This window comes from Stenotrophomonas sp. STEN087 (assembly GCF_056759115.1).
Window position 1 is genome coordinate 1 of the sequence record NZ_JBRRCR010000073.1, and the last position, 22,078, is coordinate 22,078.

Annotated in this window: 18 protein-coding genes; 6 read left to right on the forward strand and 12 right to left on the reverse strand. The window is 67.8% G+C overall.

Annotation, left to right across the window (positions count from 1 at the left end; all coding sequences use genetic code 11):
* Window positions 1-98 precede the first annotated feature (98 nt).
* From ACVOK1_RS16175 to dusA, 4 genes are all read right to left on the reverse strand, one after another.
* Entirely contained in the window at window positions 99-1,523 is a 1,425-nt protein-coding gene (locus tag ACVOK1_RS16175) for an ATP-binding protein (RefSeq protein ID WP_079224893.1), read from the reverse strand.
* A gap of 22 nt (window positions 1,524-1,545) precedes the next feature.
* Window positions 1,546-2,229 (reverse strand): response regulator transcription factor, encoded by a 684-nt coding sequence (locus ACVOK1_RS16180; protein ID WP_079224892.1) that lies wholly within the window; start codon window positions 2,227-2,229, stop codon window positions 1,546-1,548.
* 71 nt (window positions 2,230-2,300) lie between these two features.
* Window positions 2,301-2,684 carry a hypothetical protein gene (locus ACVOK1_RS16185; RefSeq protein WP_164073701.1) on the reverse strand — a complete coding sequence of 128 codons (384 nt, stop codon included), beginning with the start codon at window positions 2,682-2,684 and terminating at the stop codon, window positions 2,301-2,303.
* A gap of 213 nt (window positions 2,685-2,897) precedes the next feature.
* Window positions 2,898-3,929, reverse strand: coding sequence for a tRNA dihydrouridine(20/20a) synthase DusA (dusA, locus tag ACVOK1_RS16190; RefSeq protein ID WP_481562663.1), 1,032 nt, complete (start codon window positions 3,927-3,929; stop codon window positions 2,898-2,900).
* Between the two features lie 235 nt (window positions 3,930-4,164).
* On the opposite strand from dusA, the gene ACVOK1_RS16195 reads away from it, so the two are divergent.
* Window positions 4,165-4,569 (forward strand): lysozyme inhibitor LprI family protein, encoded by a 405-nt coding sequence (locus ACVOK1_RS16195; RefSeq protein WP_481562664.1) that lies wholly within the window; start codon window positions 4,165-4,167, stop codon window positions 4,567-4,569.
* Between the two features lie 47 nt (window positions 4,570-4,616).
* Window positions 4,617-6,404 carry a peptidoglycan-binding domain-containing protein gene (locus ACVOK1_RS16200; RefSeq protein WP_481562665.1) on the forward strand — a complete coding sequence of 596 codons (1,788 nt, stop codon included), beginning with the start codon at window positions 4,617-4,619 and terminating at the stop codon, window positions 6,402-6,404.
* A gap of 48 nt (window positions 6,405-6,452) precedes the next feature.
* Here the strand turns inward: ACVOK1_RS16200 and ACVOK1_RS16205 are convergent, their stop codons facing one another.
* Both ACVOK1_RS16205 and ACVOK1_RS16210 read right to left on the reverse strand, forming a co-directional pair.
* The gene (locus ACVOK1_RS16205; RefSeq protein WP_481562666.1) at window positions 6,453-9,230 is read right to left on the reverse strand and encodes a peptidoglycan-binding protein; all 2,778 of its coding nucleotides are present in this window, start codon (window positions 9,228-9,230) and stop codon (window positions 6,453-6,455) included.
* 46 nt (window positions 9,231-9,276) lie between these two features.
* Window positions 9,277-10,149: a lysozyme inhibitor LprI family protein gene (locus tag ACVOK1_RS16210; RefSeq protein ID WP_481562669.1), complete on the reverse strand. Its 873-nt coding sequence runs from the start codon at window positions 10,147-10,149 to the stop codon at window positions 9,277-9,279.
* A 398-nt stretch (window positions 10,150-10,547) separates the two neighbouring features.
* On the opposite strand from ACVOK1_RS16210, the gene ACVOK1_RS16215 reads away from it, so the two are divergent.
* On the forward strand, window positions 10,548-11,327 hold the full coding sequence (locus ACVOK1_RS16215; RefSeq protein ID WP_406233477.1) for a hypothetical protein: 780 nt from the start codon (window positions 10,548-10,550) through the stop codon (window positions 11,325-11,327).
* A gap of 222 nt (window positions 11,328-11,549) precedes the next feature.
* Here the strand turns inward: ACVOK1_RS16215 and ACVOK1_RS16220 are convergent, their stop codons facing one another.
* Window positions 11,550-13,004 carry a SulP family inorganic anion transporter gene (locus tag ACVOK1_RS16220; protein WP_200752212.1) on the reverse strand — a complete coding sequence of 485 codons (1,455 nt, stop codon included), beginning with the start codon at window positions 13,002-13,004 and terminating at the stop codon, window positions 11,550-11,552.
* Window positions 13,005-13,212: 208 nt separating this feature from the next.
* Here ACVOK1_RS16220 and ACVOK1_RS16225 point away from each other — a divergent pair, with 208 nt between their 5' ends.
* Together ACVOK1_RS16225 and ACVOK1_RS16230 are read left to right on the forward strand one after the other, a co-directional pair.
* A complete protein-coding gene (locus tag ACVOK1_RS16225; RefSeq protein WP_406233481.1) occupies window positions 13,213-14,193 on the forward strand; it encodes a cation diffusion facilitator family transporter in 981 nt (326 codons plus the stop codon).
* A 109-nt stretch (window positions 14,194-14,302) separates the two neighbouring features.
* A complete protein-coding gene (locus ACVOK1_RS16230) occupies window positions 14,303-14,728 on the forward strand; it encodes an organic hydroperoxide resistance protein (RefSeq protein ID WP_108758371.1) in 426 nt (141 codons plus the stop codon).
* 217 nt (window positions 14,729-14,945) lie between these two features.
* On the opposite strand, the gene mmsB is transcribed toward ACVOK1_RS16230, so the two are convergent.
* Genes mmsB through ACVOK1_RS16255 form a run of 5 tightly spaced genes read right to left on the reverse strand, consistent with a single transcriptional unit; the run spans window position 14,946 to window position 20,485 of the window.
* Window positions 14,946-15,836, reverse strand: coding sequence for a 3-hydroxyisobutyrate dehydrogenase (gene mmsB, locus ACVOK1_RS16235; RefSeq protein ID WP_481562667.1), 891 nt, complete (start codon window positions 15,834-15,836; stop codon window positions 14,946-14,948).
* A complete protein-coding gene (locus tag ACVOK1_RS16240; RefSeq protein ID WP_108767372.1) occupies window positions 15,833-17,008 on the reverse strand; it encodes an enoyl-CoA hydratase/isomerase family protein in 1,176 nt (391 codons plus the stop codon). Before ACVOK1_RS16240 ends, mmsB begins: the two co-directional genes overlap by 4 nt.
* Window positions 17,005-17,802: an enoyl-CoA hydratase gene (locus ACVOK1_RS16245; RefSeq protein WP_108767371.1), complete on the reverse strand. Its 798-nt coding sequence runs from the start codon at window positions 17,800-17,802 to the stop codon at window positions 17,005-17,007. The genes ACVOK1_RS16240 and ACVOK1_RS16245 overlap by 4 nt, the downstream gene beginning before the upstream one ends.
* The gene (locus ACVOK1_RS16250; protein ID WP_108767370.1) at window positions 17,799-18,965 is read right to left on the reverse strand and encodes an acyl-CoA dehydrogenase family protein; all 1,167 of its coding nucleotides are present in this window, start codon (window positions 18,963-18,965) and stop codon (window positions 17,799-17,801) included. Before ACVOK1_RS16250 ends, ACVOK1_RS16245 begins: the two co-directional genes overlap by 4 nt.
* 14 nt (window positions 18,966-18,979) lie before the next feature.
* Window positions 18,980-20,485, reverse strand: a complete 1,506-nt coding sequence (locus ACVOK1_RS16255) for a CoA-acylating methylmalonate-semialdehyde dehydrogenase (protein ID WP_481562668.1) — start codon at window positions 20,483-20,485, stop codon at window positions 18,980-18,982.
* A 114-nt stretch (window positions 20,486-20,599) separates the two neighbouring features.
* On the opposite strand from ACVOK1_RS16255, the gene ACVOK1_RS16260 reads away from it, so the two are divergent.
* Entirely contained in the window at window positions 20,600-21,967 is a 1,368-nt protein-coding gene (locus tag ACVOK1_RS16260) for a helix-turn-helix domain-containing protein (protein ID WP_333628747.1), read from the forward strand.
* The last annotated feature ends 111 nt before the right edge of the window (window positions 21,968-22,078 follow it).

Below are 22,078 nucleotides of genomic sequence, written 5' to 3' on the forward strand. Positions count from 1 at the left end.
GCCGGGCGGCGGGAGGGCGGGGCGGGGGGGCCGCTGCCGCCCACCGCGGGGGGTATTTCGGTGCCCGCCCCCCGCCCGGCACTACCGGTCAACAGGGCTTACGGCCCCGGCGGCAACCGCACTTCGAAGCGCGCGCCGCCCAGTTCACTGGAACGGGCCACCAGCAGTTCGCCGCGGTAATCCTTGATCAGGTCCTGCACGATCGACAGGCCGATGCCGTGGCCCTGCACGCGTTCGTCGCCGCGCACGCCACGCTGCAGCACCTTGCCGATGTCTTCCGGGGCGATGCCCGGGCCATCGTCGTCCACCGCCAGCAGCAGGCCGGCGCGGCGCGCGTTCGGTGCCGGCAGCGGCTGCGCGGTCAGCAGCACGCGGCGCTTGGCCCACTTGAAGGCGTTCTCCAGCAGGTTGCCCAGCAGTTCCTGCAGGTCGCCCGGTTCACCGTGGAAACGCGCGGCCGGGTCGATGTCGAATTCGCAGAGCACGCCCTTCGACGCGTAGACCTTCTCCAGGCCACGCACGATTTCCTCGGCGTTGGATTCCACCGGCAGTGGCGCGGAGAACAGCTTGTGGCCCGATGAGGCGGCGCGTGCCAGCTGGTAGGACACCAGGTTGTTCATGCGCTGCAGCTGCACGTCCAGTTCCTCGCGCAGGGCGCCATCGCCGGCACCGCTGTCCATCTGCGTGCGCAGCACGGCGATCGGCGTCTTCAGGCTGTGCGCGAGGTCGGCCAGGGTGTTGCGCTGGCGCTCGAGGTTTTCGCGCTCGCTCTCGATGAAGGCGTTGATGCTGTCGGTCAACGGCTCCAGCTCGCGCGGGTGGCGTTCGCTCATGCGCTCGGTTTCGCCGCGCTGCACCTTGGTCAGCTCGGTGATGACCCGGCGCAACGGGCGCAGGCTCCACTGCAGGATGACCGTCTGCAGCAGCAGCAGGATCAGGCCGATGCCGCCCAGGTAGAACCAGACCCGGCTGCGGAACACGCGCAGCTGCGCGCCCAGCGCGCGCGAGTCTTCCATCACGTAGATGGTGTACGGGAATTCGGTGGCGGGGTCGGCGTCGGCATCCCACACCAGGCCCAGGCCGTAGCGGTACACCGAGCCCTGGCTGCCGTCGATCTGGATCATCGGCAGCGGGCCTTCGAACACTTCCTGGCGCGGGGCCAGCAGGCCGCCGCCCACGGTGGGCAGCATCGGGCCTTCGGCGGACATTGAATTGCCCTTGCCGTCCGGCATCACCACCTGCAGGTACAGGCCACTGCCCGGCACGTCGAAGCGCGGATCCGGCGGCTGCTCGCGGATGTACAGCGAGCGGTCGCGGGTGAAGTCGATGCCGGCCGCATAGGCCGTGGCGTAGTTCTTCAGGCGCTCACGCAGGTTCGCCTTCGCCGTGTCGGCGAAGGCGGCATCGAGCGCGTAACCGGCCAAGGCCAGGAACGCGACCAGGCCCACGGACGCGGCGAACAGCTGGCGCGCCTGCAGTGAGCGCGGCCGCCAGCGTCGGAAGAACCACAGACGGCCGGACATCGTTTATCGCCTTGTGGAAGGCTCAGCCCTCGTTGCGCGGGATCGCGAAACGGTAGCCGCGGCCACGCACGGTCTCGATCGGCTTCAGTTCGCCGTCCGGGTCCAGCTTCTTGCGCAGGCGGCCGATGAAGACTTCCAGCACGTTCGAGTCGCGGTCGAAATCCTGCTGGTAGATGTGCTCGGTGAGGTCGGCCTTGGAGACCAGTTCACCGGCATGCATCATCAGGTATTCCAGCACCTTGTACTCGTAACTGGTCAGGTCGACATTGCTGCCGGTGACGCTGACCGTCTGCGCTGCCAGGTCCAGGGCAACCGGACCGCATTCCAGGGTCGGCTTGCTCCAGCCGGCGGCGCGGCGCAGCAGCGCGTTGACGCGGGCCAGCAGCTCTTCCACATGGAACGGCTTGACCAGGTAATCGTCGGCGCCCTGCTTGAGGCCCTCGACCTTGTCCTGCCAGCTCGAACGCGCGGTCAGGATCAGCACCGGGAACTTCTTGCCCTCGTCGCGCAGGGCTTTGATCAGCTCCATGCCCGACATCTTGGGCAGGCCCAGGTCGATGATGCCGACGTCGAACGGTACTTCGCGGCCCATATAGAGGCCTTCCTCGCCGTCCTGTGCAGCATCGACGGCAAAACCTTCGCGCTTGAGCCGGGCTGCCAGGGTCTCACGCAGCGGGGCTTCGTCTTCGACCAGAAGGATACGCATGAACTCTCCCTAGTGTCCTGGGTGTGGCCCGGAGGCCTGTGGGTACGGTGTATTACGGCAACTATCCCTGTTCAGGGGTTATCGCCGCGTAGTGATGACATATCCGACCGCGGCGTGCGCGGCTGTGAACGTGCCGGGGCGGGGTCGTCCATGTAGCGGACCCGGCCCCGGTCATCCATGTACTTGACCCGGTTGATGTCCCGGCCATCGAACGGCACGCGCTCGGCACCGAGGATGTGGCCACCGGTGGAGCGCTGCACCCGGCGCACGGCATCGGACAGCGAACGGTCGTCGCCACGGCCACCACGATCCATCATTTCCGCGCGCATGGCCGCACGCGGCTCGCCGCCACCACCGCGCGGTGGCTGCTGGGCCATCGCTGCAGAAAGGGGGGCAGCCGCCAGGACCACGCAGGTGGCCAAGGCAATGCGGCGGTGGAAGGGAGCGGAAGACATCGATGCGATCCTAGCCGAGCACGGCGATTCGTTCAAAAGTCGTAAATCCGGAGCGCCGGATACGGGACCCGGCCTTTACATTTCCTTTGCAAATGATTGGTTTGGCGCGGTGAATCCGATCTGAACTTTTCTGGGTGCTCTCCGGCGTCGTTCATCTAAGTGAACATTCGGGACGAATCCACAGGCCTTGTCAAGTCAGGAATGTGACTGAAATCACGCTGCGGCGCGATCGGCCTCGCGCTCGGTGACCGCCAGCGCCTGCTCGATCAGCGCCCAGTCGGCGCCGGGGCGGTGTGCGCCCTCGCTCAGCACCTGGCGGAACGCGCGGCCGCCCGGCTGGCCGTGGAACAGGCCCAGCAGGTGGCGGGTGATGTGCTTCAGGGCCAGGCCCTCGCCCAGGCGGGCCTGGATGTAGGGGCGCATCGCGCGCAGCAGTTCGCCACGCGGGCGCAGCGCGGCGCCGGTGTGCAGCGCCTCCAGCTGATGCAGCAGGTAGGGGTCGTGGTACGCGGCGCGGCCGAGCATGACGCCATCGACATGCGCGGCCTGGGCCTGCACGGCCTCCACCGTGGCCAGGCCACCGTTGATGACCACCGGCAGCGCCGGGCGTTCCTGCTTGAGGCGGTAGGCCCAGTCGTACTTCAGCGGCGGAACTTCGCGGTTCTCCTTCGGCGACAGGCCCTTCAGCCAGGCGTTGCGCGCGTGGACCACGACCATGGCGGCACCGGCGGCGACCTGGCGGTCGACGAAGCTGGCGAACACGTCGTACTCGTTGTCCTCGTCCACGCCCAGGCGGCACTTCACCGTCACCGGGATGTCCACCGCCGCGACCATCGCCGCCACGCACTCGGCCACCAGCGCCGGTTCGCGCATCAGGCAGGCACCGAAACGCCCGGCCTGCACGCGGTCGGACGGGCAGCCGCAGTTGAGGTTGACCTCGTCGTAGCCCCAGTCGGCGGCGATGCGCGCGGCCTGCGCCAGCAGGGCCGGATCGCTGCCGCCCAGCTGCAGGGCCAGCGGCTGTTCGCTGCCGTCGAAGCCGAGCAGGCGCTCGCGGTCACCGTGGATGACGGCGTTGGCGTGCACCATCTCGGTGTACAGCCGGGCACCCGGCGCCAGCACGCGGTGGAACACGCGGCAGTGGCGGTCCGTCCAATCCATCATGGGGGCAACGGACAGACGCAGGGAATCGGCGTAACGGGCGGTGGCGGACGTCATCGGGGTGTTGATCGTGGAGACTGGCATTGCCAGTGAGATCAATAGTTTACACCGGGCGGCTGAATGGCGTCGGGCGGGCCTTGGGTGCTGCGGGAACGACACCTGCGCGGCCCGCCTGAAGGCCAGGCCAATCCAGATCCATCATCCTGAGCAACCGGTCACAGTTGTCGCTTTCCGTTGACGGTGTCGGAATGTTGACGCCGCTATAGTCCCGCGCTCGCAATGGATTGGACGTGTGGAGCAGATGATGCAGCACAAGCGTATGAGCAGGACCCTCGCCGCAGCACTGGCCGTGGCCGCCCTGGCCATCGGCACGGCGACCGCGGCACCGGCCGCGACCGGGCTGAGCCCGACCTTCACCGCCTGCAGCGACAAGGCGCAGGGTGCGATCGAGCAGGCCGCGTGCCTGTCCTCGGAGACCACCCGCCAGGACCAGCGCCTGAACCAAGCCTACAAGCAGTTGCAGGCCAAGCTGAGCGGCGCGAAGAAGACCAAGCTGGTGAACGCGCAACGCGCCTGGCTGCAGTCGCGCAGCCGCGACGGCGAACTGGAGACCGCGCTGTACGACGATTCGCAGCCGGGCAACCTGCAGAGCGGATTGAACGACGCGATGCGCCTGAGCGCGCGTGCCGACCAGCTCCAGGCCTACCTGCAGCTGCTGGACTGATGACCTTCGGGAGGGCATGCCCTCCCCCCTGCACAAGGATGTAGAAGATGCCTACCAATATCGACACCCACGATCTGGATGCCACCTCCGGCGCGGTGTACTTCGCGGTCGGCCGCGGCACCGAGGGCGGCCCCGCGTCCTACCACCTGGCCATCGCCGGCATCACCCAGGGCGTGAGCGAACCGCACTGGGGCACCGTCAGCCGGGTCGCACAGAACAGCGGTTACAGCCTGGGCGCGATCCAGGTCGACTTCGGCCAGCGTGGCGAATGGGCGCTGGGCGCCATCGACGGCCACGCCCTGAAACCGGGCGAGACGACCTATGTCGATGCGGTGATCGACCAGGCCAGCGCTTACGCCAAAGCGCACAACCTGCCCTTCACCCAGGACCACGCCGACCTGCGCCGCGACCTGCTCAGCCACGGCAATGGCCTCAGCGGGCGCAGCTCGATCGAATTCATCGACACCAACACCCGCGACAGCATCAACGCCTGGGCGGGGTCGGCCGAAGGCAAGCAGTGGATCCACGCCAACATCGATTACCCGCAGGTGCGCAACGCCACCCAGACCGGCATGACGATGGTGGACACGCATGGCAGCAACATCGCCGAGGAAAACCGCTTCGAAGCGATCAGCCTGATCGCCAAGACCGCCAACCAGCTGCCCAGCCAGCTACCCAAGCTGCAGAAGGTGCTGGAAGAAGGCGGTGACTACGAGGCGCTGCGCGCCAAGGCGGGCCAGATCCGCGAGACCTACCAGTACTTCGATGCGCCCAAGGCCGGTGACATCGCCGTGCGCTACGAGGATGCCTACGCCAACAACAAGGACGCGATGGACCGCGCCCACGCCAAGGTGAGCAGCCGCGACTTCTCGCCCGCCGGCGAGCAGAACGATGCCGACATCCAGGTGGCGCTGGGCCAGATCGGCGCGCCGCGGCAGCAGGCCGCTTCGCAGACGCTGAAGGAAGGCTCCAGCGGCCGCGAGGTGCTGAAGCTGGAGAACAACCTCGTGGCGCTCGGCTTTGCCAGCGCGGACGGCCAGCAGACGCTGAACCCCGACCGTCGCTTCGATGCCACCACCCGCCAGGCAGTGGAAGAATTCCAGCGCGCGCACAACCTGGATCCGGTGGACGGCAAGGCCGGCCGTGACACGCTGACCGCCATCGACCGCGAAGCGCGCGAACTGCAGGGCAACCTGGCCGCGCTGGGGCTGACCGATGCCAAGGGCCAAGCCATCGCCAGCGATGGCTACCTTGGCGCTGGCAGCCGCCATGCCATCAACACGTTCCAGCAGCAGCACGGCCTGCCCGCCACCGGCATCGCCGATGCGGACACCCGCCAGGCGCTGGCCAGCGAAGTGCAGCAGCGTGCGCAGGGCCAGAACCAGAACCAGAACCCGGAACAGCAGACCGCCGCCGATCCGGCGCGCGAGACGGTGTACCCGATGTCCGACCCGCGAAGCCCGCAGAACTGGCTGTACACCGAGACGCTGGTGCAGGTGAAGTTCGCCGAGGAAGCGCGCGGGCTGCCATCCGGCGAACACAGCGAGAAGCTGGCCGCCGCCCTCACCGTGGAAGCGACCCGGGCCGGGATGTGGAAAATCGACCGGGTGGAGCTCAACCAGGATGGTTCGATGGCGCGCGCCGTGCAGGCCAATGCGATGCGCGACGAAAGCGCGTTGAACCGCAATTCCGCGCCGGTTTCCACGGCCGAGGCGATGGGCCAGAGCGTGCAGGAAAACAGCGAGCGCGCCCTGCAGGTAAGCGACCAGCAGCGCGAGCAGCAGCGGATCGACCAGCAGACCCAGCAGCACGGCCCGCGGGCCATGATGGCGTAAGCGCACCACACGCCCCGGGACATCCCGGGGCCTGCTTTTTCAGCAGCCTTACAGCGCGCGCCCCTTCACCTGTTCCTCCTGCTGGGCCTGCGCCTGCGGGTTGAACTGGGTATCCAGCTCGGCACTCTGCCGGGTGCTGGCTTCCACCGACTGCGAAACCGCCTGCTGGCGATCGACGAAGGCGCGCTGTGCAGCCGGGTCGCCCACGTTGCCCTGCACCGCGAACAGGCCCGTGCCATCCGGGCGCGCGAGCACATGGTCGATCTGGCGCATGCCGGCAACCTTGCTCTCATAGGCCAGCTGGCCGGCGGCACGTTCGGTTTCCTGTGCGTTGGCAAACAGCGGGCTCAGCCCGGCCTGCGCGCGCTGCTGCTGCAACGCCTGCAGCTTCTCCAGCGCCTGGTTGAAGCGCGGGTTCTCGACATGCCCGGCGTCACGCATGCTGGCGGGCGTGGCAGGTGCGGCAGGTGCGGCCGGTGCCACCGGCTCGGCGCGTGCCGGGGCGGCAGTGGTCTGCGCGCCGGCCTTTACTGCAGCCGGATCCTGCAGGCGCGCCAACGTCAGGCGGCCAGCCTTGCCGTCATCGTCCAGGCCGTTGTTGGCCTGGAACTGCTTGACCGCGGCCAGCGTGTCCTTGCCGAAGATGCCATCGGCGCCCAGCGCTGTGCCGTCGGCGGCGGTGTAACCCAGCGCGGCCAGCCTGCCCTGCAGCGCCTTGACCTCATCCCCCCGCTCGCCCTTCACCAGCATGCCGTCGGCCATCGGCGCCTGCTGCGCACTGCGCGCGGCCTGCGCGGCGGCCGGGCCCTGCGCGTGCACCGTGCCGCCCAGGGTGATGCGGTCGTTGAGCATGTCGCCCAGGTAGCGGCGGTACTGGTCCGGCTCGAGCTCGATGTGGGCGTGCACCGCGCCCTTTGAGCCCACGTCGGACTGGCGTACCAGCGGCGCGCCATAGTCGACGAAATCGCCGGTCTTGTACGGCGAGGAACCGACCGCGCCATGCAGTACCTGGCCAACCAGTTCGCGGCGGGGATCGCCGGCCGGGTGGCTGTAGATGCTGATGGAATTGGTCTTGTCGTGGTTGAGCTGGACGTAGCCTGCGACCGGGTTGGGGATCATCAGGGCGCGCTTGCCGCCTGCGTCGGTCAGGATCAGGTCCTTCTGCACCAGCGGAATGCCGTTGGTGTCACCACGGCGGCGCACCGCTTCCAGCTCACCCTCGACCATGCCGGCGGTGCGGTCGACCCGGCTGGCATCGCCGGCGCGCACGGCAGCGGCATTGGTGTTGGGGTGGTGGATCTTCAGCTCACGGAAGGCGTCCTCGCCACTGATGCCATGCCGCAGCACGCGATTGGACTGGCCATTGCCGAACGGTTCCACCACCGAGATACGCCCGCCACCCGGCGCCGCAGCGGCCGCCGGTGCGGCGGTACGTTCCGCGGCCGGAGCCTGCGCCGGAGCAGGAGCGGGAGCCTGGGCCGGCGCCGCCTGCGACGGCGTAACCGGATGGTGCTGGGCGGCTTCGGCGCCGATCGCACGGCGGGTCTGCGCGTCGGCCATCCCGGTGGCCGGCAGGTGGTGCTGCTGCTGGAAGGTGTTGATGGCGTGCTGGCTGCCCGCGCCCAGGTAGCCATCGGCGGTGATCGCCTTGCCCTGCGCATCGGTCAGGCCCAGGGCGGCCATGTCACGTTGCAGCGCACGCGCCTCACGGTCGATTGCGCCGAGGGTAGCCGGGCCCGCCTTGCCATCGACCGGGGTCAGGCGATGGTCGCGCTGGAAGGCTTCAACCGCCTGCCGGGTGCTGGCATCGAACTGGCGATCAGGATGGAGGCCCTGCGCACCCGCGCCGCCGTAGCCCAGTGCGTGCAGGTTGTGTTCCAGCTTTTCCACCGCGCGGCCGCTGCTGCCTTCCTTCAGGACCCGCGACCCACCACCGGCGTGGTGCGAACGCGCCTGCTGCAGCGCAAAGCGGATATCCGGATCACTGCCTTCGGTAGCAGGTGCGAAGTCGCGGCGCCCCACCTTCTGGTGCGCACGATCCATTTCAGCGGCGTGCTGCGCATACGCGTCTTCATATCCTGAAGCGATATCGGCGGCGACCAGCCCGGCATAGGAGTGGGTCCGCTGACGGATGGCGGCGGCCTGGTCCCGCAGATCCTGATAGCTGCCCCCTCGCGCAAGCACTGCTTCCAGATCATCCAGCCGGCCCGGCAGCTGGTTGGCGGTCTTGGCGATCAGCGCGACCGCCTCGAAGCGCTTGTCTTCGGCAATGCCGCTGCCATGCTTGTCCAGCATGGTCATGGCGATGTGCGTGGCATTGCGCACCTGCGGGTAGTCAACGTGCGTGTGGATCCACTGCTTGCCTTCAGGCGAATCGGCCCAGGCATTGATGCTGTCGCGCGTCGGGGCATCGATGAAGCGGATGGACGAACGGTTCTTCTGGCCATTGCCGTGGCTGAGCAGGTCCGCCCGCAGGTCCGCGCGGTCATTGGTGAAGGGCAGGTGGTGCGCCCTGGCGTAGGCACTGGCCTGGTCGATGACGCCATCGACATAGGTGGTCTCGCCAGGCTTCAGCCTGCGGCCTTCGGTTGCGCCCAGTGGCCACGTGCCACGCTGGCCAAAATCAACCTGGATGGTGCCCAGCGAATAGCCGCTGTTCTCCCGGACCGCGCTGACCGTGCCCCACTTCGGCTCGCGCAGCCCTTCGGTGACACCGGCGATGGACAGGTGATACGAAGATCCACCGCCCTCGGTGCCACGTCCGACCGCAAAGAACACGGCACCGGCAGTAGCGTCCAGGTTACGGGTATCGATCTTGTTCGGCATGGCTCACTTCCTTTTCCCTGGAGAGATGACCTGATGCGACGGTGGATCAGGGCGACAGCGTGCGTTTGTGCAGCTCGACGGCGCGGTTGGCATACCGGTTGATGCGGCACGACTGTGCATCCAGCATCGGTCCCACATGGTCGCTGGCCGGTGCACACCGCTTGTCGGTGTCTTCGGCCCAGTTCGCCTGCTCGTCCATCCAGCGGTCCTTGGCCGGACCATCGGGGCCATTCATGAGGCGCGCAACCTCGGCCTCCATCTGCTTCCGCTGGTAGGCCAGCTCGCTGGCGTCGCACGCTTCGAGCTGGTCGTCCATGCCACGCGCGTCCTGCACGCACTGGCTGTATGCAGGCCGCAGCGCTGCCTGGGTGTCAGAGGTATCGGGCGGGCCGCTCTGCGCCAGCAGGGCATCGACGCGGTTGGCCACGCGGAACAATCGGCACTCCTGTGCCTTCTGCAGGTCATCCACGCCGGCATTGGCCGCAGCGACGCAATGGCGGTCGGTATCGCTGCGCCAGGTCGCCTCGGTGGCCAGGAATGCAGTCTTCGCCGCGGCATCGAGCCCGCCCACTACCTTGCGGGTCGCCTCGTCCAGACGCGCCTGCTGGTAAGCAAGTTCATCCTTGCCACAGGCCTGCAGCTTGGCCGCGTCTTCCACGCCATCCACGCACCAGCCATAGGCCGGACGCAGGCGCCCATCCGTGTACGACGCGTCGGAGCCGCTGGAGGCATCGGCCACCGTCGGTCCGGCGCCGGTGACAGGTGCCGCGGAAACGGCCTGCGCGGGCGCGATGGCGGCCGCTTCGGTCGATGCTGTGGAGGAAGGCGCCTGGCACGCGCCCAGCGCCATGCACAGCATCAGCGCCGTCCAGCGTCGACGGTTCAGGGTCATGTGCTCACGGAAGCCTGTTGCCTGCATCACCTGCATCTCCCTGGCGTGGGGCCAGCAGAGGCTGGCCCGGGCGGGGCCGTCCATCGGTCCCCATCACGCTGGCAATCCTACGGCAGCCCGGGTTTCAGGTGCCTGACCGGATTCAGATTGTGTGGGCGCCGTCGCAGTGCCTCAGTGCCCGCCGCGCGCGCCGCCCCCTGCTCGATCAGGGTCTGGCTGGCAATCTGCTCCTTCGGCGCCACGTGCCGGTAATCAAATGCCACACCGAGCTGGCCGGCAGAGGCGAAGAACACCTGCCTGCACACGGGTAGACCTCGGTGCCGATAGTCTGCCTGCGTGCCATGAACGTTGCCCGGAACTTCGTTGACGCATTCCGAAACCCAAGATAATTTCATGAGCAGCAGGTGGGCAGAAGGAGGCGGACAATGAAGTCATCAAAACCTCTCGCCTTCACGCTCGCGGGGCTTTCGATTGTTGCCTTGGCGGCGTTGGGCGTAAGCAGGGAAATGCAGGGCAAAGCGGTCTCGCCAGCAACGGGACGTGCCCCGGAAGCATCCGCATTGGGCTTGAAGCAGGACAAAGACACATCTGCTGCTGGTGCTCCAATGCAACCGCGCCTGCCGGCAAAAGCATCGCCCTCATCCCCTCGACCAGGAGATCCTCTCTCCGGCGCCAAGACAGAGGCTGACGTGGCCTGGCTTCAGCGCAATGGGTATCCATCCGCTGAAGCCGTACAGGACGCGCTGCTTCGCCGAGGCACAAGAGGCCCGTTCAACCAGAAGGAACTGCAGGATCCCGCAGCGATTCTCGACGCAGAACAACTCGCGCTGCTCGATCCCTCCCGACGCTCAGAAGCACTGGACTTTCTGGCTGCCTCTGCGCAGTCCGGATCGATCTATGCGCTGGAGACCCTCGCGCGAATCTACGATGAAGGCGCCAATGGCATCTCCGATCCTGTACGCGGATCGGCGTATCGCAAAGCGGCCGAAATTCGCGGCAGCTGGCCTGCCGGACTGGTCAACGGCCGGTCCCAGCTGACTCCGCAGCAGGACATGTACGCGACGCTGATGGCGCATCAGGTCATTTCGAACATTGATCGGAACAGGCTGGCTAGCGGCCTTCCTGCGCTTGGAGTTGACACGCGCCCGGGGCTGGATGAGCTGATCACTGAAATTGGGAAGGGCGGCTCCGCCAGCACCCTCTGATTGGCATCACTGTTTCTCCGGGGGGTAAAGACCGGAGCAACATGCACCTCGGCCGGCGGTGGCCTGGAACACTACGTCGAGACATCCGTGCCTGTTCTTGAATGCCCTGGCATGGGCTGAGCCATAGGCAGGAACGGTGCAACTTCGGTCGCACCGTTCTTCAAGTGGCTATGTCCGAGCAAGGAAAGCTCAGCAACATTTTGCGTTGCGCGCCCTGCCCGCTCAGTGCCCGCCGCGCGCGCCGCCCACCTGCTCGATCAGGGTCTGGCTGGCGGCATTGAGGCCCACCACTGTCACCTGCGCACCATGCGCGGCCAGCTTTTCCTGCGCGCGCTCCAGCGCCGCCACTGCGGTCAGGTCCCACAGATGGGCATCGCGCAGGTCGATCTGCACCTTCGGCGCCACGTGCTGGTAATCAAACGCCGCGCCCAGCTGCCCGGCCGAGGCGAAGAACACCTGGCCACGCACGCGGTAGACCTGGGTATCGGCGGCATCTTCGCGCTGCACATCCAGCATGCGGCCGACCTTGCGCGCGAAGAACAGCGCAGACAGCAGCACGCCGCTGAGCACGCCCTTGGCCAGGTCGTGGGTGGCCACGGTGACCACGACGGTCAGCAGCATCACGGCAGACGAGCTTCGCGGATGGGTGCGCAGGTCACGCAGCGAGCGCCAGCTGAAAGTGCCGATGCTGACCATGATCATCACTGCCACCAGCGCTGCCATCGGGATCTGCCGCACCAGGTCGCTGCCGTACACCACCAGCACCAGCAGCAGCGCGCCGGCCACCAGGCAGGACAGGCGGCCGCGGCCACCGGATGTCACGTTGATGACCGACTGGCCGATCATCGCGCAGCCGGCCATGCCGCCGAGGAAGCCGGTGACCGTGTTGGCCACGCCCTGGCCGACGCACTCGCGGTTGCGCTCGCTGGGGGTCTCGGTGATGTCCTCGACGATCTGCAGGGTCATCATCGATTCGAGCAGGCCGACCACCGCCAGCGTGGCCGACACCGGCAGCAGGATGCGCAGCGTTTCCCAGGTGAGGGGCACATCGGGAATGAGGAAGTGCGGCAGGCTGTCGGGCAGCTGGCCCATGTCACCGACGCTGCGCACGTCCACGCCGAAGCCGATGACCACGGCGGTGAGCACGACAATGGCGACCAGCGGCGATGGCACCGCGCGGGTGATGCGCGGCAGCAGGTAGATGATGGCCAGCGCGGCGGCACACAGCACGTAGACGGTGGGTCCGCGGCCGATCAGTTCCGGCATCTGCGCCAGGAAGATGAGGATGGCCAGCGCGTTGACGAAGCCGGTGATGACCGAGCGCGAGACGAAGCGCATCAGCGAGCCGAGCTTGAACACGCCGGCCAGCACCTGCAGCAGGCCGGCCAGGATGCTGGCGGCGAACAGGTACTGCAGGCCGTGGTCCTTGACCAGGTCGACCATCACCAGCGCCATCGCGCCGGTGGCGGCAGAGATCATGCCGGGGCGGCCGCCAGCGATGGCGGTGACCACGGCGATCGAGAACGCGGCGTACAGGCCGACCTTGGGGTCGACGCCGGCGATCAGCGAGAAGGCGATGGCCTCGGGAATCAGGGCCAGGGCGACGACCATGCCGGACAGCAGATCACCACGGATGTTGCCGAGCCATTGCTGGCGCAGGGGGTAGGACGTTTGCATGGGAAAACTCCGCGCGCACGGGCATGGGGCCACGTGGCGCTGCAGTGGAAAGACACGGGTTCCTGAGCCGGGCGGGCCGGCTGCCGAAGGGCGGCAAGGGTCAGGGTGGCGTGATCACTGCAGTCGGGAGCCGGTACGTGGGAGGCGCGCAGTCTACGGGAAGCGACCCGGCAGGGGTAGCGCGGGCGGGGGTTGAACGCTGGGTGACATGGCGCGGCCCTACAATCGGGCCATGGCCCTGCCCTCTCCCCGCTTCTTCGACCCCGCCACCGAACAGGGCGTGCTGCGCCTGTCCATCGCCTTCTCACTGGCCGTTGCGCTGGCCGGCGTAGTGTTCGGCCTGCTGGCCAATTCCTCGCTGATCATCTTCGACGGCATCTACGGCCTGATCGACGTGGTGATGACCTGGCTGTCGCTGCTGGTGGCACGCCTGATCGCGCTGTCCACGCAGACCGATGCGCTGCAGTCGCGGCTCAACCAGCGTTTCACCATGGGCTTCTGGCACCTGGAACCGATCGTGCTGGGGGTGAGCGGCCTGCTGATGATCGGCGCGGCGCTGTACGCGCTGGTCAATGCGGTGGATGCGCTGATGTCGGGCGGGCGCCACATCGCGCTGGGCCCGGCCATCGTGTTCGGCGTGGTCTCGCTGCTGGCGGAAAGCGCGTTCGGTGCGTTCGTGTGGCGCGCCAACCGCCGCATCGGTTCGGATTTCATCGCCCTGGACGCGAAGAACTGGGTGATCGCCGCCAGCATGTCGGCCTGCTACGTGGTCGCGTTCGTGGGCGGCGTGCTGGTGCAGGGCACGTCGCTGGCCTGGGTCGGGCCCTATATCGATCCGGCCATCCTGGCGGTGGTCTGCCTGTTCGTGATGGTGGCGCCGCTGGGCACGGTGCGTCGCGCGCTGGCCGGGATCCTGCTGGTGACCCCCCCGGAGCTGCAGGCGCACGTGGATGCCGTGGCGCGCGACATCGTGGCCCGGCATGGCTTTGTCGAGCACCGCAGCTACGTGGCCCAGGTCGGCCGTGGCGAGCAGATCGAGCTGTTCTTCGTGGTCCGCGAGGACGACCCGCCGCGGCCGCTGGTGGAGTGGGACCAGCTGCGCGACGAGATCGGCGATGCGCTGGGCGAGGCCTCGCCGGACCGCTGGCTGACGATCATGTTCACCACCGACCGCGAGTGGACCATCTAAGTCGATAGGACGATGAATCAAATATTCAGGACGAACTATCACCCATCGTCCTGCAGGACCGGGCAAAGTAGACCCATCGAAACACCCACCCACTGACCAGGAGCATCCCATGTCCATCGAAAAGGTTCTGTACACCGCCCAGGCCACCTCCACCGGCGGCCGTGAAGGCCGTTCGGTCTCCTCCGACAACGTGCTGGACATCCAGCTGTCGACCCCGCGCGAGCTGGGCGGCGCCGGCGGCCCGGGCACCAACCCGGAACAGCTGTTCGCTGCCGGCTACTCGGCCTGCTTCCTCGGCGCGCTGAAGTTCGTCGCCGGCCAGGCCAAGGTCGCGCTGCCGGCCGAGACCACCGTCACCGGCAAGGTCGGCATCGGCCAGATCCCGACCGGTTTCGGCATCGAAGCCGAGCTGACCATCAACGCCCCGGGCGTGCCGCGCGAGCAGCTGGAAGAGCTGGTGCAGAAGGCCCACATCGTCTGCCCGTACTCCAATGCCACCCGCGGCAACATCGACGTGACGCTGATCGTTGCCTGATGTGGTCGGGGTCGGATCCCTTTGCCAACGGCAAAGGGCTCTGACCCCATCGCGACCCATCGCGGCATCTTTGGGGTCAGAGCCCTTTCGCTACGCGAAAGGGATCCGACCCCAAAAAAATGGGCGGATGCCGGTCGAAACCGGGCATCCGCCCATCCCACCTTCGTTGTCCCGCACGGGGGCATGAGGTTGCCGGCCAGCGGCCGGCACTACCAGGTCACTTCTCGCTCGTGATGAGCTGCACGACGCTGGAGAAATCCAGCTTGCCGCGGCCGGCCTGGTGGTTCATCGAGTACAGGTTGCGGGCCACTTCACCCAGCGGGATCGAGGCGCCGACGTTCATCGCCGCTTCCACCGCCAGGCCCATGTCCTTCAGCATCAGGTCGCTGCCGAAACCGCCGCTGTAGCCGCGCGAGGCCGGGGCGTTTTCCAGCACGCCCGGCCACGGGTTGCACACTTCGGTGGCCCAGCTGCGGCCGGTGCTGACCGCCATCATCTGCGACAGCACCTTCGGGTCCAGACCGTGCGCCACGCCCAGGGCGATGGCTTCGCCGGTGACGGCCATGATCACGCCCAGCGCCATGTTGTTGCACAGCTTGGCGACCTGGCCGGCGCCGCTGGCACCGACATGGAAGATGTTCTTGCCCATCGCCTGCAGCACCGGGCGCGCACGTTCCAGCGCGTCCTCTTCGCCGCCGACGATGAAGGTGAGCGTGCCCGCCTGTGCGCCGGCGGTACCGCCGGACACCGGTGCGTCGAGCATCTGCAGGCCACGCGCGGCGGCGGCTTCAGAGACCTTGCGGGCGCTGGCCGGGGCGATCGTGCTGCAGTCGATGACCAGCGCACCGGCCGGGATGTCGGCGAGGATGCCGTCATCGCCGAGGTACACGCCTTCGACGTGGCGGCTGGCCGGCAGCATCGAGATCACCACTTCGGCGTCGGCCAGGGTGTCGCGCGCCGACGGCGCGGCGCTGGCACCGGCGTCGACGGCGGCCTGGACCGCGGCCGGCACCAGGTCGAACACACGCACGGTGTGGCCGTTCTTGACGAGGTTGGCGGCCATCGGGCCACCCATGTTGCCCAACCCGATGAATGCAATGCAGCTCATGCAAGGCTCCTTTCAGCAAGCGGAGTGCCCAGGTCGGCCAGCGGGTGCGCGGCCTCGGCCCAGGGGGAAACAAAGAAGGTGTCCGCCCACGCGGCGGTGGCCTCGGCCAGGGTGGCCGGGCTCCACTGCGGGTTGCGGTCCTTGTCGATCAGCAGCGCGCGGATGCCTTCGGCGAAATCGCCACGGGCGGCGCAGTGCAGCGCAGTGACGTACTCCAAGCGATAGACGCTGGCCAGGTCCTGGCCGGCGCTGCGGCGCTGCAGTTCGAAGGCCAGCCGCGCCGAACCGGGCGCACCGGCAGCGAGGGTCTTCTGTGCGGCCTGCAGCCAGGCATCGTCGGTCTGCAGGTCGCAGATGCGCGCGATGATCGCGGGCAGATCTTCGCCTGCGCACAGCGCGTCGACCTGTGCGGCGTTGGCCAGCAGCGGGCCGGTGGCCGCGTCGCTGGCATGCGACTGCAGCAGATGATCCAGGCGTTCGTGGTTGTGCGCGGCATCGCCCGACCAAGCCACCTGCAGCAGTGCATCGAACACCGCGCTGCGGCGTTCTTCCGCGACGTGCACGTCGGCCAGGCCGGCGTAGATGGCATCGCCCGGGTTCAGCAGCGCACCGGTCAGGGCCAGGAACAGGCCGCCCTTGCCCGGCACGCGCGGCAGCAGCCAGCTGCCACCCACATCGGGGAACAGGCCGACGGTGATTTCCGGGAAGGCCAGCTTGGAGCGCTCGCTGACCACGCGGTGGCTGGCGCCGGACATCAGGCCGATGCCACCGCCCATCACGATGCCGTGGCCCCAGCACAGGATCGGCTTGGCGTAGGTATGGATGAGGTAATCGACGCGGTACTCGACGTCGAAGAACTCGGCGGCGTAGTCGTTTTCGCGGATGTCGTCGTGGCCGGCGTCGCGGAAGGCGACCATCGCCTTGTACAGGCTGTGCAGGTCGCCACCGGCGCAGAACGCCTTTTCGCCGGCACCCTGCAGCACCACCATCGCGATGCCGTCATCGTCGGCCCAGGCGTTCAACTGCTTCAGCAGGAGATGCGCCATCGGCAGCGAGAAGCCATTGAGCGTGCGCGGCGCGTTGAGCGTGGCGAAGCCGATGCGCGTGCCGTTGCCGGCCACGCGCTCTTCGAACAGCACCGGTGCGTCGTCGGCAACGGTGTCGGTGGTCATGCGTTCTTCCACTGCGCGGCGCGCTTTTCCAGGAAGGCGCTCACGCCCTCGACCTGGTCGGCGGTGTCGAACAGATCGACGAAGGCTTCGCGCTCGGCCACCAGCGCCGAGGCATGGGTGCCGGTGCGGGTGGACTGCACCAGGGTCTTGCAGGCGGCGATGCTGGTCGGGCTCTGCTTGCCGGCCTTCTTCGCCCACTCCAGCGCCAGCGCCTTGGCTTCGCCCTTGCCGACCTTCTCTTCGGCCAGGCCAATGCGCACGGCGGTTTCAGCGTTGATGCGCTCGCCCAGCAGGATCATGCGCTTGGCCCAGCCCTCGCCGACCAGACGCGGCAGGTTCTGGGTGCCACCGGCGCACGGCAGCAGGCCGACGGTGGCCTCCGGCAGCGCCACCTGGGCGTGGTCTTCGATGATGCGCAGGTCGCAGGCCAGCGCGCATTCCAGGCCACCGCCCATGGCGTAGCCGTTGATGGCAGCGATGGACACGCCACGGAAGGCGGACAGCGCTTCGAAGGCTTCACCGAAACGGCGTGCGGCTTCGCGTGCGGCGGCCTTGTCGCCCGAGGCGAACTGGTTGAGATCGGCGCCAGCAGAGAAGAACTTCTCGCCGTCACCGGTGATCACCAGCGCGTAGATCTCGCGGTCTGCGTTGAGCGCGCCCACCAGGTCGCGCAGCGCGGACAGGCTGTGCACGGTCCAGGTGTGCGCCGGCGGGTTGTGCAGGGTGACCACGGCGGTGTGGCCATCGGCCTCGACCTTCAGGCCCACGTGCTCCTGGGTACGCCAATCCTTCATCGCAGTTCCTCTTCGGTGTTGAGCAGGTGGCGGGCAACGATCACCCGCATGATCTCGTTGGTGCCTTCCAGGATCTGGTGCACGCGGCTGTCGCGCAGCAGGCGCTCGATCGGGTATTCGCGGATGTAGCCGTAGCCACCGTGGATCTGCAGCGCTTCGTTGCAGATCTTGAAGCCGGCATCGGTGGCGAAACGCTTGGCCATCGCGCACCACACGTTGGCATCGCTGGCACCGGCGTCGAGCTTGCGCGCGGCCGAATGCACCATCTGCCGCGCGGCGACCAGTTCGATGGCCATGTCGGCCAGCTTGAACTGCAGCGCCTGGAAATCGGCCAGCGCCTTGCCGAACTGGCGGCGCTCGCCCATGTAGCGGCGTGCGGCATCCAGCGCGCCCTGGGCGGCACCCAGCGAGCAGGCGGCGATGTTGATGCGGCCGCCGTCCAGCCCCTTCATCGCCAGCTTGAAGCCGCCGCCCTCCTCTCCCAGAAGGTGGCTGACCGGCACGCGGACGTTTTCGAAGGTGATGCCACGGGTGGGCTGGCTGTTCCAGCCCATCTTCTCTTCCTTGCGGCCATAGCTGATGCCCGGCAGGTCAGCCGGCACCGCGATGGCACTGACACCGCCCGCACCGGCACCGCCGGTACGCGCCATCACCACCAGCAGCTCGGTGGCACCGGCGCCGGAAATGAAGGCCTTGGAGCCGTTCAGCACATAGAAGTCACCGTCGCGCACGGCGGTGGTCTTCAGCGAGGCCGCATCGGAACCGGCGCCCGGCTCGGTCAGGCAGTACGAGGCCAGCTTGCTGCCCGAGGACAGATCGGTGCCCCACGCATCGCGCAGCTCGGCCTGGCCCCACTTGGAGACCATCCACGAAGCCATGTTGTGGATGCTGACGTACGCCGCGGTCGACGGATCGACGTTGGCGAGCTCCTCGATGACGACGGCGGCGTCCAGGCGGCTGAGGCCGCTGCCGCCGACTTCCGGGTCCATGTACAGACCACAGAAGCCCAGTTCACCGGCCTTGGCGATCGCCTCGCGCGGAAAGATGCCCTCCGCATCCCATCGCGCGGCGTGCGGCGCCAGTTCGGCCTGTGCGAAGTCACGCGCGGCTTCACGATACGCCTGCTGCGCTTCTTCCTGGTCCGTCGTCATCGAGTGGCTCATGGCTGCTCCTGCCCTTACTTCAGGCTGATGGTGGTGTTGACGCCGTGGCTCAGCGTCTCGTCATCGAACCAACGTGCGGTGACGGTCTTGGTCTGGGTGTAGAACAGCACGACCTGCTTGCCGTACGGGCCCAGGTCGCCCAGCTTGGAGGCGCGCGAACCGGTGAACGAGAACAGCGGCACCGGCACCGGGATCGGCACGTTGATGCCGACCTGGCCGACGTCGATGTCTTCCTGGAATTTGCGTGCGGCGGCGCCGGACTGGGTGAACAGCGCGGTGCCGTTGCCGTTCGGGTTGCTGTTGACCATGGCAATGGCCTCGTCCAGCGTTTCCGCTTCGAGGATGACCAGCACCGGGCCGAACACTTCTTCCTGGTAGATGCGCATGTCGGTGGTGACACCGGCAAAGATGGTCGGGCCGACGAAGTTGCCCTTCTCGAAGCCATCGACCTGCGGGTTGCGGCCGTCGAGCACCAGCTTGGCGCCCTGCTCCACGCCCGAGGCGATCAGGCCTTCGACGCGCTCGCGGGCGCTGCAGGAAATGACCGGGCCGACGTCGGTGCCGGAGACGGTGCCGCCGCTGACCTTGAGGGTCTTGGCCTTGGCCACCAGGTCCTGCACCCAGTTGCGCGCTTCACCGACCAGCACCAGGGTGGAGGCAGCCATGCAGCGCTGGCCGGCCGCACCGAAGGCGGCGCCGACCATCGCGTTGAGGGTCTGTTCCTTGTTCGCGTCCGGCAGCACCACGGCGTGGTTCTTGGCGCCCATCATGCACTGCACGCGCTTGCCGGCCAGCGAGGCGCGGTTGTAGACGTGGGTGCCGACGCGGGTGGAACCGACGAACGACACGGCCTTGATGTCCGGGTGGTCGCAGATCGCGTTGACCACTTCCTCGCCACCGTGGACGACGTTCAGCACGCCCTTCGGAATGCCGGCTTCCAGCGCCAGTTCGACCAGGCGCATGGTCACCATCGGGTCCTGCTCGGACGGCTTGAGGATGAAGGTGTTGCCCGTGGCGATCGCCATCGGGAACATCCACAGCGGGATCATCGCCGGGAAGTTGAACGGGGTGATGCCGGCGCACACGCCCAGCGGCTGCATGATGCTGTAGGTGTCCACGCCGTTGGCCACGTTGTTGGCCAGCTCGCCCAGCTGCAGGTTGCCGATGGCGGCAGCGTGCTCGACCACTTCCAGGCCGCGGAACACATCGCCTTCGGCGTCGGGCAGGGTCTTGCCCTGTTCGGCGGTGAGGATGTGGGCCAGCTCGCTCATGTTCTCGCGGATCAGCTGCTGGTACTTCAGGAAGATGCGCGCGCGGGTGCCGATCGGGGTCTTGCGCCAGGTCTTGAAGGCTTCCTTGGCGGCGGCGACGGCGGCATCCACTTCACCGGTGGTGGCGAACGGCACCTGGGCCAGCACGTCCTGGGTGGCCGGATTGATCACGTCCCGCCAGTGGGAGGTGGCCGATTCAATGAACTGGCCATCGATCAGCATGCGGATACGGGGCGCTGCAACAGTCATGACGACAATCCCACTGGCTCGAAAGATGCTTGGCATTATTCACAGCACCCACCTCGATTTCCGGCCTGAATCCGCTTAATCTGGCCAACACGCCAGACGATTCATGTTAATTCTGTGAATTTCCAGCCTTCACAACGCCAGCTGGGCCTGCGCCTGCTGCGCCTGCGCGAGCAGCGTGGCTACAGCCAGGTGGACCTGGCCCGTGCCCTCGGCCTGTCGGCCAGCTACCTGAACCAGATCGAGCGCAACAAGCGCCCGCTGACGCCGGCCGTGCAGAAGAAGCTGGGCGAGGTGTTGGGCGATGTTTCCGCCTTGTTCGACGACGATGAGCCCGCCGCGCTGCAGGAGGCGCTGGGCGAGACCCTGCGCGACCTGGGCCTGGCGGAGGTGAGTGCCACCGAGCTGCGATCGCTGGCCGGCAACCTGCCGCAGGTCAGCCGCGCCCTGCTGGACCTGCACCGTCGCCACCTGGCCCTGCGCGAGCATGCCGCCGCGCTGGAATTCCAGCTGGGCGAGCCCGCGGCCGGCAGCACCCTGCCCGCCGGCGACCAGGTGCGCGAGTTCTTCAACCGCATGCACAACCACATCCCCGAGCTGGACGAGCTGGCCGAGCGCCTGTTCGCTGAGTGGGGGCTGTCACCGGGCCATGTGGCGCCGCGCCTGCGACAGCTGCTGGCCGACCGCCACGGCGTGCTGGTGGAAGTGGCCGCGCTGCAGGCCGGGCGCGAGAAGCGCCAGTTCGATGCCGGGGCGCGGCGGCTGTGGCTGCCCGATTACCTGGAACCGGGCCAGCAGGCGTTCCAGATGGCGGCCGAGCTGGCCCTGCACGGCTACCTGCCGCAGATCGATGCGGTAATCGCCCGCGCGGGCTTCCACGACGATGCGCGCATCGCGCAGGCGCGCATTGGTCTGTCGAACTACTTCGCCGGTGCGCTGGTGATGCCGTACATGCGTTTCCTGCGTGCGGCCGAGGCCAGCAGCTACGACATCGAGCTGCTGGCGCATCAGTTCGGCGTGGGCTTCGAGGCGGTGTGCCATCGGCTGAGCACGCTGGCGCGGCGCAGTGCGCCGGGGCTGCCGTTCTTCTTCATCCGCGTGGACCGTGCGGGCAATGTGTCCAAGCGCCACTCGGCGACCGATTTCCATTTCTCGCAGGTGGGTGGGTCGTGCCCGCTGTGGATCGTCTACGAGGCGTTCAACCAGCCGGGGCGGATCCTGACGCAGACCGCGCGCATGCCGGATGGGCGGCGCCACTTCTGGCTGGCGCGGCAGGTGAGCAGCGGACCGGTGGGGCATGGGCAGCCGCGGAAGACGTTTGCGGTGGCGCTGGGCTGCGACCTGCAGCATGCGGAACGGTTGGTGTATTCGCTGGGGCTGGATGTGCAGAGCCCGGGGAATTCGGTGTCGATTGGCCCGGGGTGCCGGGTGTGCCCGCGGGAGGACTGCATGCAGCGCGCGTTTGCGCAGTTGCCGGGGAGGTAGGGGGGGGGGGGGGGGGGGGGGGCGGCGCCCACGGGGGCCCCCCCGCGCCCTCAGGCAAACAGCGGTGGGGGCGCGGGGGGGGGGGGCGGGGGGGGGGGCGGGGGGGGGGGG